Source organism: Streptacidiphilus albus JL83, assembly GCF_000744705.1.
GTDB classification, from domain to species: domain Bacteria; phylum Actinomycetota; class Actinomycetes; order Streptomycetales; family Streptomycetaceae; genus Streptacidiphilus; species Streptacidiphilus albus.
Map to the genome: position 1 here is coordinate 2706608 of NZ_JQML01000001.1, position 12347 is coordinate 2718954.

The 12347-nt window shown below is 72.9% G+C and carries 12 protein-coding genes, 3 tRNA genes and 1 pseudogene; 3 read left to right on the forward strand and 13 right to left on the reverse strand.

The window, feature by feature from the left end; all coding sequences use genetic code 11:
- Positions 1-25 precede the first annotated feature (25 nt).
- Positions 26-2053 (reverse strand): S53 family peptidase, encoded by a 2028-nt coding sequence (locus tag BS75_RS11740; protein ID WP_042436915.1) that lies wholly within the window; start codon positions 2051-2053, stop codon positions 26-28.
- 98 nt (positions 2054-2151) lie between these two features.
- Positions 2152-2841, reverse strand: coding sequence for a lysophospholipid acyltransferase family protein (locus BS75_RS11745; RefSeq protein WP_034088190.1), 690 nt, complete (start codon positions 2839-2841; stop codon positions 2152-2154).
- An 89-nt stretch (positions 2842-2930) separates the two neighbouring features.
- Between BS75_RS11745 and BS75_RS11750 the strand changes: the two genes are divergently transcribed.
- Positions 2931-3533, forward strand: coding sequence for a dienelactone hydrolase family protein (locus BS75_RS11750; RefSeq protein WP_034088191.1), 603 nt, complete (start codon positions 2931-2933; stop codon positions 3531-3533).
- A 59-nt stretch (positions 3534-3592) separates the two neighbouring features.
- On the opposite strand, the gene BS75_RS11755 is transcribed toward BS75_RS11750, so the two are convergent.
- Positions 3593-3665 (reverse strand) — tRNA-Ala (locus tag BS75_RS11755).
- A 207-nt stretch (positions 3666-3872) separates the two neighbouring features.
- Here BS75_RS11755 and BS75_RS50215 point away from each other — a divergent pair.
- Positions 3873-4076: pseudogene (locus BS75_RS50215) on the forward strand (MmyB family transcriptional regulator); the annotation flags it as partial.
- 157 nt (positions 4077-4233) lie between these two features.
- Here BS75_RS50215 and BS75_RS11760 read toward each other — a convergent pair.
- The 8 genes from BS75_RS11760 to BS75_RS49255 all read right to left on the reverse strand — a co-directional run bounded on the left by BS75_RS11760 (position 4234) and on the right by BS75_RS49255 (position 8918).
- Positions 4234-4306: transfer RNA gene (locus BS75_RS11760), tRNA-Ala, on the reverse strand.
- Between the two features lie 36 nt (positions 4307-4342).
- Positions 4343-4415 (reverse strand) — tRNA-Ala (locus BS75_RS11765).
- A gap of 122 nt (positions 4416-4537) precedes the next feature.
- Positions 4538-5188, reverse strand: coding sequence for a histidine phosphatase family protein (locus tag BS75_RS11770; RefSeq protein WP_034088192.1), 651 nt, complete (start codon positions 5186-5188; stop codon positions 4538-4540).
- Positions 5185-5655: a ribosome silencing factor gene (rsfS, locus tag BS75_RS11775; protein ID WP_042436912.1), complete on the reverse strand. Its 471-nt coding sequence runs from the start codon at positions 5653-5655 to the stop codon at positions 5185-5187. The genes BS75_RS11770 and rsfS overlap by 4 nt, the downstream gene beginning before the upstream one ends.
- A 131-nt stretch (positions 5656-5786) precedes the next feature.
- Entirely contained in the window at positions 5787-7700 is a 1914-nt protein-coding gene (locus tag BS75_RS44180; RefSeq protein ID WP_052069358.1) for an LCP family protein, read from the reverse strand.
- On the reverse strand, positions 7697-8386 hold the full coding sequence (nadD, locus tag BS75_RS11785) for a nicotinate-nucleotide adenylyltransferase (protein ID WP_081982259.1): 690 nt from the start codon (positions 8384-8386) through the stop codon (positions 7697-7699). The genes BS75_RS44180 and nadD overlap by 4 nt, the downstream gene beginning before the upstream one ends.
- 89 nt (positions 8387-8475) lie before the next feature.
- Complete coding sequence (locus BS75_RS49250; RefSeq protein WP_034088193.1) at positions 8476-8631, reverse strand: hypothetical protein; 156 nt, start codon at positions 8629-8631, stop codon at positions 8476-8478.
- Between the two features lie 143 nt (positions 8632-8774).
- A complete protein-coding gene (locus BS75_RS49255; RefSeq protein WP_034088194.1) occupies positions 8775-8918 on the reverse strand; it encodes a hypothetical protein in 144 nt (47 codons plus the stop codon).
- A 201-nt stretch (positions 8919-9119) separates the two neighbouring features.
- Between BS75_RS49255 and BS75_RS11800 the strand changes: the two genes are divergently transcribed.
- Entirely contained in the window at positions 9120-10226 is a 1107-nt protein-coding gene (locus BS75_RS11800; RefSeq protein ID WP_034088195.1) for a M48 family metallopeptidase, read from the forward strand.
- A gap of 33 nt (positions 10227-10259) precedes the next feature.
- On the opposite strand, the gene BS75_RS11805 is transcribed toward BS75_RS11800, so the two are convergent.
- Entirely contained in the window at positions 10260-11627 is a 1368-nt protein-coding gene (locus BS75_RS11805; RefSeq protein WP_152645618.1) for an SCO2583 family membrane protein, read from the reverse strand.
- 169 nt (positions 11628-11796) lie between these two features.
- A complete protein-coding gene (locus BS75_RS44185; protein ID WP_052069360.1) occupies positions 11797-12312 on the reverse strand; it encodes an SCO2583/SCO2584 N-terminal domain-containing protein in 516 nt (171 codons plus the stop codon).
- Between the last annotated feature and the right edge of the window lie 35 nt (positions 12313-12347).

Consider the following 12347-nt stretch of genomic DNA (forward strand, 5'->3'; position numbering starts at 1 on the left):
CGGCCGACCGCCCGCCGCCGGGGCGTCACGGGCGCCGGGCGCCGGCCGGGCGTCCGCCCCGGCCCTGGAAACCGGTGAATCCAGGCCGGTAGGAGGCCAGGTAGCCGGGCGCCGGCGAGCCCACCCCGGTCACGTCGTCGAACCCCTGGGTCGCCCTGAGCGAGGAGTCGTGCCCCATGGTGCGCAGGCTGGTGTCGATCCCGTAGGCCGGGTCGACGCCGTCGTGGTAGTCCGCTCGGACCTGCGCCAACTGCGTTGCGGCGCCCAGCGGGTGGTCGGTCACGTCATGGAAGGCGGCGGTGCCGTAGCGCTCGTAGACGGCCGGGTTGGCGAAGCCCAGCGGCAGCCCCAGGGCCTGCTGCGCCAAGGCCTGGATGGCCGCGAACACCGGGCAGGCGACGCTGGTCCCGCCCTCGCGGAACTCGCCGTAGCGGGTGCTGCCGTCCGGCCAGGTCTGGGTCTGCCCGACCAGGAATCCGGTGCCGCTGTCCGCCACCGCGGCGACGTCGGGAACCACCCGCTTCCGGCCACCGTTGGCCTCGGCCAGGGCGTTCGGGACGACCGGGTACTGGTAGACCGGCTCGGGCACCCGGCTGCTGGTGCCGCCGCCACCGCCGCCCAGGAAGGTGCCCGGCAGCGGGCCCCAGCTGCGGCCGTCCGCCGACAGCGGGGAGCTGTCCGTCCCCCAGCCGGTCTCGAAGCGGTAGGCGCCGTTCTTGTCCAGCGCCAGCGAGGTCCCGCCGACGGCGGTCACCCACGGTAGTGAAACCGGCGAACCCACCGTCCTGGTCCCGCTCGCGGCGAGGTTGTCGCCGTCGTCGCCGCTGGAGAAGTAGAAGCCGATCCCCTCCACCGCACCGCGCATGAAGGTCTGGTCGTAGGCCGCGTCCATGGACGAGTCGGTCGCGCTCTCGGTGTCCCCCCAGGAGTCGCTGACGATGTCGGCGAGCCTGCCGTCGACCACCTTGTTCAGAGCGTCCATCAGGTCCGCGTCCTGGCAGGAGGAGGCGCCGACGTAGACCAGGTCCGCGTCCGGGGCGACCCCGTGCACCGCCTCCACGTCCAGGGTCTGCTCGCCGTACCAGCCCGAGGCCCCGCAGCCGCCCGGGAACTTGTCGCTGGGATCGACCGTGTCCGTCCAGACCGCCGGGTCGACCCGGGTCAACTGGGTTGCCCGGTAAGGGGCGTCCCCGTGCGCGGCGGCATAGGTGGCGGTGTCCGGGCCGAGCGTCGGCGAGTCGTAGGCGTCCACGATCGCGACGGTGACATCGGCCCCGGTCAGTCCGGTGGCGTCGGCGCCGTAGGCGTGCCGGAGCTGCTTGGCGTCGAGCCCCTTGACCACGTACGGCTGGACCCGGCCGTAGGCAGGGGGCAGGCCGGTGGCCGGCCTGGCGCCGAAGTAGCCGGAGAACGGGCCGGAGTTGACGAAGGCCGGGGTGGGCGCCGGCAGGACGTCGCGGCGGCTGCCGTGCGCCGCCAGGTGCGGCGCGGTGTCCAGGCCGGTGACGGTCAGCACGTCGGCGGCGACCGAGGCCGGGGCGGAGGCCTCGGCGGCGGGCGCGAGATAGGTGTGCCCGCCCTTGCGGTAGCTGTGCAGCCGGACCGCGAAGGCCCGCTGCACGGCGTCGGCGTCGCCGCGGACGGTCAGGTAGTGGGCGTTGCTGCCGACCACCCGGAAGCCGGAGCCGGCCAGCCAGGTCCGGACCGCGGCCTGCTGCTTCCGGGTCGCCCCGAAGCGCCGGGTGACCTGGGCGGCGGTCAGGTAGTGGCCGTAGGAGGGCGAGGCCGGATCCGAGACCGTCTGCGCGAGCCGGGTCAGCCCCGCCCGGTCCCGGCCGGCCAGGTACACCCGGGCGGTGATCGGGGCGGCGGACGCGGCCTCGCCCTGGTCCGCCGCCTGCGCCGTCCAGCCGGGGACGGTGCCGGGCAGCGCCACCCGGGCCGACAGCGACTCGGCGCGGGCCGGGAGCCCGGCGGCCCCGGCCGCCAGCAGCAGCGGGACCGTCAGAAGTGCGGCCGTACCGACCTTGGGCCGTGACCAGCTGCGACGCATGGGACACCTCTCTGATAGCAGCGCGTTCATATGAAGAATGCGCAGCTCAGAACAGGTCTCCCCGGCCCCGCGCCGTCGGCGGCCCGGAGATCGGCTGATTATTCATCAGTTCGGGTGCACGCGCCGGCACTGGCGCGGGCAGTGGAGCCGGTGCGGGCGGCGGCGGTGCGCCAGGCCGCGGTGACCGCCTCGTGCGCCTGCGCCGCGGCCTCGGCCGGCGAGCCGCTGAGCCGGACCGGCGCGCCCAGGTGGACGTGCAGCCGGGGACGCCGCAGCGGCGCGGTCAGCAGCCCGGCGACCTGCTTCGGCCGGCTGCCGGAGGTGATCCGGCGGGCGCCGGCCTGGCCCAGCGGCACCACCGGGGCGCCGGTCGCCAGCGCCAGCCGGGCCACCCCGGTGCGGAAGTCCCGCGGTTCGCGGTCGCCCGAGTCGGACCAGTCCGGGATCCCGCCCTCCGGGTAGAGCACCACGATCCGGCCCCGGGCCAGTGCCTCGGCCGCCTGCTCCAGGCACTCCGCGGCCCGGCGGTCGCCCCGGCGGACGGCGATGTGGCCCTCGGCCCGGAGCCGCCGGCCGAGCACCGGGATCCGCCACAGTCCGGCGGCGGCCAGCACGATCGGCCGGTCGACCTGCCGGCGTGCCAGCGCGGCCAGCACCAGCCCGGGGTCGATCAGCGAGCTGTGGTTGGCGGCGACGATGGTGCCGGGCGCGAGGCCGTCCGGGTCGTCGGCGGTGACGTCGAGCCGGCCGAGGGCGGGCACGAGGCGCTGGGCGAGGTCGCTGAGCATGCGGCCATCCTCGCGCCGCGGTCCGGCGGGCACATGAGTACGGGTACTCGGTCGGCCCGATTGTCGGACCCGGGTGCTAGACCTGCCCCATGGCAGAAATCATCCTGTTCCACTCGGTGCTGGGCCTGCGGGCCGGGGTCGCCGACGCCGCCGAGCGGCTGCGCGCCGCCGGGCACACCGTGCACACCCCCGACCTCTACGACGGGGAGGTCTTCGACGACTACCCGACCGCCATGGCCTGGGTGAAGTCGAACGGCGGCTTCGCCGAGCTGGCGGCCCGCACCCGGGCGGCGGTCGCGGAGCTCCCCGAGGCCCTGGTCTACGCCGGCTTCTCCAACGGCGGCTGCTCCGCCGAGCTGCTGGCCGCGACCAGGCCCGGCGCCCGCGCCGTGGTGCTGCTGCACGCGGCCCTCCCGCTGGAGGCGCTGGACGTCCAGGGCGCCTGGCCCGCGGACCTGCCGGTGCAGGTCCACTACGCGGCCGAGGACCCCTTCCGCGACGAGCAGCACTACCTCGACGCCTTCGAGGCCGAGGTGCTGGCCTCGGGCTCCGGCTACGAGTTCTTCGAGTACCCGGTCTCCGGGCACCTGTTCACCGACCCGGGGCTGCCCGAGGAGTACCACCCGGAGGCCGCCGAGACCCTCTTCTCCCGGGTCCTGGCCTTCCTCGAACAGGTCGACCGCCGGCCGTAGGGCCGGGAAACGCGAAGGATCCCGTCCGGAGCGCTACCGGACGGGATCCCTGTCGAATGTGGAGCTACGGGGAATTGAACCCCGGACCTCTTGCATGCCATGCAAGCGCTCTACCAACTGAGCTACAGCCCCGTGTCATGCTGCGGTTCCCCGCGGCGACATGCTCCACTCTACACGGTCCCCGACCCGCCCCACCAATCACTTGTTCCGCCCCGTCCCGCCTCCGACCTGCGAGGTCGGCGGCGGGACGGAGCTCCCCCGAGCTCCGGGCGGGCGGTTCGCCGCTACCCGGGCACGGTGGCGGTCCGGCCGCACGCCGGCTGCCCGGTCTCGCCGGCGATGCAGGTCATCCTGGACGCGCTGAGCCCGCTGCCGGCCGCGGTCAGCAATGCCCGCTACGACGTCCTGCGCTGGAACGACGCCTGTGCCGCCCTGTTCCCCGGGCTGACCCGGCCGGACGCGCCGCTGCGGAACACCCTGTGGGCCAGCGTCACCGTGCCCGAGCGCTGCAACGCCTTCGCCAACTGCGCCGAGCAGCTGCCGCTGATGGTCGCGCCGCGAGGCCATGGCCCGGCTGCTGGCCGAGCCGGACCTGCCGGCCAGCTGCGTGTGCGAAGCCCATGCGGCGGCCCACTGAGCCGGCCGGGCACGGGGGCCGAACGCAGAAGGGACCGCCCCGAGGGGCGGTCCCTTCCTACTGTGGAGCTACGGGGAATTGAACCCCGGACCTCTTGCATGCCATGCAAGCGCTCTACCAACTGAGCTACAGCCCCGTGCTGTTCACTTGTCCTGCGTCGAACTCTCCTGCGTGGAGCTACGGGGAATTGAACCCCGGACCTCTTGCATGCCATGCAAGCGCTCTACCAACTGAGCTACAGCCCCGCGTGTCCCGCACACCAACTCCGAAAAGCTGTTGTCCGAACGAGGAAGACTTTAGCGGCAGGGGGGCCGAACTGCGAAATCCGGCCCCTGCGCCACTCCCCCGCACCGCCGCAGTGCGGGCTTCAGACGTCGTCGCCGAGCACCGGCTCGGGCAGCGTGCCCGCGTTGTGCTCCTGCAGCCGCCAGCCCCGCGCCCCCTCGCCCAGCACCGACCAGCAGCAGTTGGACAGCCCGGCCAGGGCCTCCCAGTGGTACGGGTCCAGCCCCAGCAGTCGGCCGATGGCCATCCGGATGGTGCCGCCGTGGCTGACCACCACCACGGTGCCGTTGTCCGGCAGCGCCTTCACGGCGTCCAGGACCACCGGCACGGCGCGGTCGGCGACCTCGGTGTTCAGCTCGCCACCGCCCCGGCGGACCGGCTCGCCGAGCCGCCACAGCCGGTACTCCTCGGGGTAGCGCTCCTGGATCTCCGTGTTGGTGAGCCCCTGCCAGACCCCCGCGTAGGTCTCCCGGAGCCCGGAGTCGTGGGTCACCTCCAGGCCGGTCACCGCCGCCAGCGCGGCGGCCGTGGCCGCCGTCCGCTGCAGATCGGAGGAGACCAGGCTGTCCGGGCGCAGCGCGGCCAGCAGCCGGGCCGAGCGCCGGGCCTGGGCCAGGCCGTCCTCCGTCAGCGGGATGTCGGTGCTGCCCTGGAAGCGTCCCTCCAGGTTCCACGCGGTCTGGCCGTGCCGCCAGAAGACGATCCGCCGGCCGCGGAATGGTGTCCCGTTCAGCGAAGGCTCCGATCGGCCTCGGCCTGCAGGACGGCCTCCACGTGGTCGAACTCGTTGGGCTCGCGGACGAAGACCTCATCGTCCGGCCGGTTGCGGCTGGCCACGGCGTCGGCCGGCAGCGACAGCTCCGGGCAGTCCTTCCAGAGCCGCTCCAGGCCGTAGTAGGAGCGCTCCTCGGAGTGCTGGACATGGACGACGATGTCCAGGAAGTCGAGCAGGATCCAGCGGCCCTCGCGCTCGCCCTCGCGGCGCACCGGCTTGACTCCGTGCTCCTTCTGGAGCTGCTCCTCGATGGCGTCCGCGATGGCCTTGACCTGACGGTCGTTGGGCGCGGAGGCGACGACGAAGGCGTCGGTGATGGCCAGGGCATCACTGACGTCGAAGGCGATGATGTTGTGGGCCAGCTTGTCGGCCGCCGCCTGGGCGGCGGTGTTGACGAGCTCGACGGCGTGGTCGGTTGCAGTCACGGGGTGCTCTCGGTTCGGGGACGCGGGTACCCTCCAGGATCTCATGAACGGCGGACAGCCCGCTCTGCCCTTTCCGGGGGCACGGGAGCGGGCTGTCGCGACAGCCGGCCGGTCGGCGCAGGTGGCGCAGGTCAGTCCTGGTGGTAGTCCTTGCCCAGGACGACCAGCAGGTCCACCGACTGGGAGGTGGTGACCTTCCTCACGGCCGTGGCCGGCAGCCCCAGGTCCTCGGCCAGCTGCTGGGCGTCGTCGGCCCGGGCCGGGTCGGTGTAGCTGATCGTGGAGGTGGCCTGGGTGGCCGCGGTGGTGGCGCCCGGCACCTGGGTGAAGCCGCTGTTCACCACGGCCGCCTCGGCCAGGGCGGTGTTGTTGGCGACGCCGGAGGCGTTCACCAGCCCGACCCGGGCGACGGTGACCCCGGCCCCGCCGGTCACCGCGCCGCCGAGCAGCTGCTTGACCACGGTCGGAGCGGTCGAGCCGAGGGCGCCCTGCGAGGTCACCGGCAGCGACTCGGTCTGGTAGTTCCCCGCGTTGGCGTCGGCGGACAGGGTCGCCATCAGCGCGCCGAGGGTGGAGTCCGGCAGCGAGGGGTCGGCCACCTCGCCCATGGCGGTGATGTCGGCGGCGGCCTGGGTCGGGTCCGTGGGCATGGCCTCGACCAGCGCCGCCAGCACCTGGCCGTAGCGGGTCATCAGGGCGCTGTCCGGCTCGCCCTTGGCCTGGTAGGTGGCGTAGGCGATGGCCGCCGCGCCGTTCAGGGTGGAGCTGCCGGCCGGGACGAGCACCTTGCCGCCCTGGCTGATGCTGGTGTTCGCGTCGACGGTGATGCCGCCGACCTTGTCCACCAGCAGCTGGAGGAAGGGCGTGTAGAGGCTCCAGCTGGCCGTGATGTTGCTGCCCAGCATGCTGTTCAGACTGGTCCGGATCGCCTGGTTGCCCTGGCTGTCGACATTGGCGGCCAGCGGCACCGTCCCGCCGCTGCCCTCCGTGGCGATCGCCAGGTTGCCGGGAATGAGCAGGGTCGCGCCCTGGCCCGCCTTGCCGCCCGAGCCCGGGTCGGAGACCAGCAGCGCGGTGTAGACGTTCTTGTCGGTGTCGTGCAGGTGGACGGCGATGACCTCACGGGTGGTGGACGCGGCGACCACCCCGGAGGAGCCGCCGAGCCGTCCGCTGGCCCACAGGTAGCCGAACCCGCCGCCGACCGCCAGCACCAGGACCACGCCCAGCGCGATCAGCCGGAGCCGGATGGTCCGGCGGCGCTCGTCGCGGCGCTCGCCCCGGGTCTCGCTGAAGTTCATCCAGTCGATGACGTCCTCGGACTCCTCCGCGTCGTCGACGAAGGTGAACTCCTCGTTGTCGTAGCCGCGCGCCTGGCCGTCGGCGCCCCCCTCCGGACGCGGCTTCGGGCCGCGCTGCTGCGGAACGGACTCCGAGGGGAACGCGGACGCGGCCGGGGAAGGCGCGGCGCCCCGGCGCCCGGCCGGGGCCGGGGCCGGAATCGGAGCCGGGGCCGGGGCGGTCCGGGTCGGCGCGACCGGCGCGGTCGGCGCGGCGGGCTCGGCGGGCTGGTAGGCCGGGGTGTAGCGGTTCGGGGCGGCGTCGGCCCCGCCGACCTGGCCCGGCACCGGCGCCGGGCCCTGCCACTGGTCGTACTCGTAGCCGTAGGGAGCGGGCTCCGGCGCGGCGTAGGGCTGCTGGTACTCGTAGCCGGCCGGCTGGGCGTACTGCTGCTGCCCGTACTGGTCGTACTGCTGGGCGTACTGCTGCCCGCCGTACTGCTCCGGCTGCGGCGCGTAGCCCTGCGGCGCCTGCTGCGCCTGCTGCTGGCCGTACTGCGACTGGCCGTACTGCGACTGGTCGTACTGCTGCTGGTCGTACTGCGGCTGCCCGTACTGGTCGTACTGCTTGGCGTACTGCTGCCCGCCGTACTGGTCCGGCTGCGGCGCGTAGCCGCTCTGCCCGTAGGGGGGCTGCTGCTCCGGGTGCTGCTGCCAGTACTCCGCCGGGTCCTGGGCCGGGTACTGCTCCCCATCGGTGCCGCTCACGCCGCTCCCATCCCTGGTCGCTCGCCGAACTCGTGCTGGTTGCCGCCGGGCCCCGCCGCGTCGAGGTCGAGGTCGCGGTAGAGCTTGCGCTTGTCGATGTAGCGCACCACCTCGTCCGGCACCAGGTACCAGACCGGCTCGCCCCGGGAGACCCGGAGCCGGCAGTCGGTCGAGGAGATGGCCAGCGCGGGCACTTCGACCAGGGAGACGCCGCCCGCCGGGAAGCCGGGGTCGGTCAGCGTGTGCCCGGGCCGGGTCACGCCGATGAAGTGCGCGAGGTCGAAGAGCTCCTCGGCGTTCCGCCAGGAGAAGATCTGCGAGAGGGCGTCGGCGCCGGTGATGAAGAAGAGGTCCGCGTCGGCGTGCAGGGCCCGGAGCTCCCGGAGGGTGTCCGTGGTGTAGGTCGGGCCCTTGCGGTCGATGTCGATCCGGCTGACCGAGAACTGCGGGTTGGACATGGTGGCGACGACCGTCATCAGATAGCGGTCCTCGGCGGGCGAGACCGGCCGCCGGTCCTTCTGCCACGGCTGACCGGTGGGTACGAACACCACCTCGTCCAGGTGGAACTGGCTCACCACCTCGCTCGCGGCAACCAGGTGCCCGTGGTGGATCGGGTCGAAAGTCCCGCCCATCACCCCGAGGCGCTTCTTCACCGGCGCTTCCGCGGATTCAGCCTGCTGCTCCATGACCCGTCACTGTACGTGATCCGTACGTGGTTCGAACGTCCCGGCCGTACGAGGGGGTGTGCGGCACGGCCGGGGTCGACGTCGGCGCTCTAGCGGTCCTTGTTGAAGCGGGTCACCAGGAACAGCAGGATCAGGAAGATCACCAGGGCGCTGCCGCCGGTGAAGATCGGGTTCAGGCTGTGGTGGGCGTCGGGGCCCTCGGCCAGCAGGGAGGAGAGGCCGGGCGCGACAGTGTGCAGGCTCATCGGTAGGGGGACCTTCTGACTCGGAGGCGTGTTGGGTGCCGATCAATCGTGCTCATGCTACGGGGAGCCCCGCAGCAACCGCGCGGCGGCTCCACGCGTCTGACTGCACGTGTGCTCCGAAGTGGGTCAGGAAGGCCGGCGGCTCAGTCCCGGTAGCCGCGCAGCAGGAAGAACGCCATCAGCACGACGCCGACGACCGAGATGATCACGATGGTGCGCAGGAACATGCCCGGACCCGAACCGTCGGAGATCGCGGCAAGCTGCTGCAGTGCGGTAGTGGTGCGCATGGGGGCATGACTCCTCGGGAGAACAACTCCGGACAGCTCAGCGTAGACCGACCCGGTTCAGGATCCGTCGCCGGGATCGCGGGTTGGCCGACAGGGGTCGGGCGTACTGTGTCCGACTAGGGGACGAGCGGTAGAGACAAGGACGGCGGGGGGCGGTGACAACGCCCGGGGTCCGCCACCGATCGGGAGGAAAGCAGTCAGATGACCGAACCCAGTGACAGCAACGTGCCGAGCCGCACCCGCAAGCGCTTTCCCGGCATCTCCACCCGGGCCTGGGAGCACCCCGCCGACCGCTCCGCGTTGGTGGCGCTGCGCAAGCTCAGCGGATTCGACGAGATCCTCAAGAAGCTCGGCGGCATGGTCTCCGAGCGCGCCGTCCGGCTGATGTTCCTGGCCTCCGCGGTGCGGGCCTCCGAGCGGCAGTTCTCCCACCTCCACGAGATGGTCCGGGACGCCGCCTACACCCTGGACCTGGAGAAGGTCCCGCCGCTCTACGTCACCCAGGACCCGGTCCCGAACGCCATGTGCATCGGCATGGACGCCCCGGTGATCGTGGTCACCACCTCCCTGGTCGAGCTGCTCGACGAGGAGGAGATGCGCTCGGTGATCGGCCACGAGGTGGCGCACGCCATGTCGGGCCACGCCCTCTACCGGACGATGCTGCTGATCCTCACCAACATCGCCGCCAAGATCGCCTGGGTGCCGCTGGGCAACATCGCCATCCTGGCGGTCATCACCGCGCTCAAGGAGTGGTTCCGCAAGGCGGAGATCTCCTGCGACCGGGCCGGGCTGCTGGTCGGCCAGGACCCGCAGGCGTCCATGCGCGCCCTGATGAAGCTGGCCGGCGGGCACCACCTGCACGAGATGAACACCGACGCCATGCTGGAGCAGGCCGAGGAGTACGACAAGGCCGGCGACCTCCGGGACAGCGTCATCAAGCTGCTCCAGGTGCTGCCGCAGACCCACCCCTTCGTGGCGGTGCGGGTGCGCCAGATCAAGCAGTGGTCGGAGGGCGAGGAGTACAGCTCGATCATGGCCGGGGCCTACCCGCGCCGGGACACCGACTCGGACGCCTCGGTGTCCGACAACGTGAAGGCGGCGGCCGACTCCTACGCCCAGTCCTTCAAGGACACCAAGGACCCGCTGATGGGCCTGATCCGGGACGTCGCCGGCGGCGCGGGCGACCTCGGCGGCAAGCTCCGGGACGTCTTCGCGGGCCGCACCAGCGCCCCGGCGGACCAGCCCGCCGCCGATGCCGAGGGCCAGGACGGCCCGACCGACTCCACCCCGCCGAGCAACGGCAGCTGACCCGACTCGGTCCCGTTCGGCTTCCGGCAGTACTCAGAGCGTCGGCCCGGTCATCACACCGCACACCGCCCAGGCGGGGCGGGTGTGGTCGAACGGGTCGACGCTCGGTGCCGTGGTGGCGGGCTCCGGCCCGATCGGGGTGGTCGGTGCCGAGCTCCCGGTGTGCCGGCCCGGGACCACCGGGGCGACCGCCGCCGGGAACAGCGGCTGGAGGTAGGAGCTGACGTCGGCGTCGCAGGACATCGGCCCGGCCTGCACCACCGAGTCGATGATCTCCAGCTGGTTGGCGTTGAGGTCGGCCAGGGTGAAGCGGTAGCGCAGCTCCCGGCGGACGGTGAACAGGATGGTCGGCGGCTGCGCGGCGGAGACGCTGCTCGCACCCGCCGCCGGGGTCGCCGACGCACTCGCCGACGGGGTGCCCGACGCCCCGGGCGCGGGCGTCGGGGTCGCGGCCGGGATCTCGGTCAGCGCGTAGACGAAGGTGTGGTCGCTGGTCACCTCCAGCGTCCCCGGGGAGACCTCCTGGTAGGTGAGCGTGCCCTGGACCCGGACGTCGTCCGGCGCGGCCAGCCGCACCTTGCTGGGGTCGAAACGGACCAGCCAGCCGGTCACGTCGTGCTGCTGGTCGTCCTGCGGGTGGGCCAGGCTGGCGTCGAACTGCGCGGTCTGACTGGGGGCCAGCAGGTCGCGCACCGAGCCGGTGTCGGCGCCCGTGAGCACCTGCGGGTCCAGCGAGGACGCCTGGAGGTAGGTGAGCACGGTGTTCATCGCGTGCAGCACCTGGTCGTGGCTGAAGTCCGCGGTGTGCCGGGGCACCGGCACCTGCATCCCGGAGATGCCCACCGCGTAGTCCTCCAGCGGCGTCCCGGCGAAGGGGCCCGGGGCCACCGAGGCGGAGGCCGACGGGGAGGCCGAACCCGAGGTCGTCGGGGTCGCCGAGGCCGTCGCGGACGCCGAACCCGAGGCGGACGCGGAGGCGGAGGCGGACGCGGATGCGGCGGGCGAGCCGGCCGCCGGGGCGCCGGCGGCCGAGGCGGCCGCCGAGCTGGCAGCCGTGGGGATGCCCCCGGCTCCGGGCTGCAGCGGGATCACCGTGATGCTCAGCGGCGTGGTCCCGGCGACCGCCTCCGGGTAGGGATGCCGGGTGCCCAGGTAGACGGCGGCGGCGAAGGCCATGGAGACCAGCAGCATCAGCGCCAGCGCCTGCCGCGGCAGGCCGCCCGTCCGCAGGCCGCGCCGACGGACCGGCCGGGTGCCCGAGGACATCCGCTCCTGGGCCGAGAGCTCCTGGATCCGGGCAGCACGGACGAACGACTCGTCGAACACGACGGGTCGGATTTCGTCCTCTCCCCCGGAATCGCCCTCGGGCGCACCCTCCGGGGGCTCTGCCCGGCCACCCATACCTCAAGGGTAATTCGCCCCGGGTGTCGTGGAGAGCCCCCACGGGCCAAGTTCTCTCCCGGATTTGACCTTGGTCATCCGGAAATTCGAACAGCAGTGAGCGGAAAATCACACCAAGTCATAATAAACCAGACAAATGCCATGGCCACCGCAGACTGCCGACGGTCCGTCAGCCCTGCACTGCCGCTGCCCCCGCGGGAACGGCCACGGCGGCCGCCCCGCTCGCGGAGGCGGTCCGCACGGCCGAGGCACGCCCGGCGGACGGGTCCGCAGCGGTGGACCCCGAAGCGGTGGACCCCGAAGAAGTGGACGCGGTCGAGGCCGGCGACTGGCCCGGCTGCCGCTCGGTGCCGCCGCCCCGGTAGACCGCGGCGGCGGCCACCAGCATCGCCAGCATGCCGAGGACCACCAGCATCACCTGTGCCACCGTCCGCTGCCAGCGGAGCGGGGCCGCCTGGTGCCGGCCCCGGCCGAACGGTCCGCGCGAGCGCGGACGGCGCGAGCCCCGGGGGTAGGCGCTGCCGAAGCCGGCCGCGTCCAGCAGCGCCGCCTGGCGCTCCCGGGCCGAGGGCTCGTGGATCAGCGCGGCGCGGACGAAGCGCTCGTCGAGGACCAGGGTTGCGAACTCGTCGTCCGCGCCGCCACCGTGGTTGGCGCTGCCGGCGTCAAAGCCTTCGGAATACACGGAGCCCCCGCATCTCTCGGCAAAGCTGCCTCGGG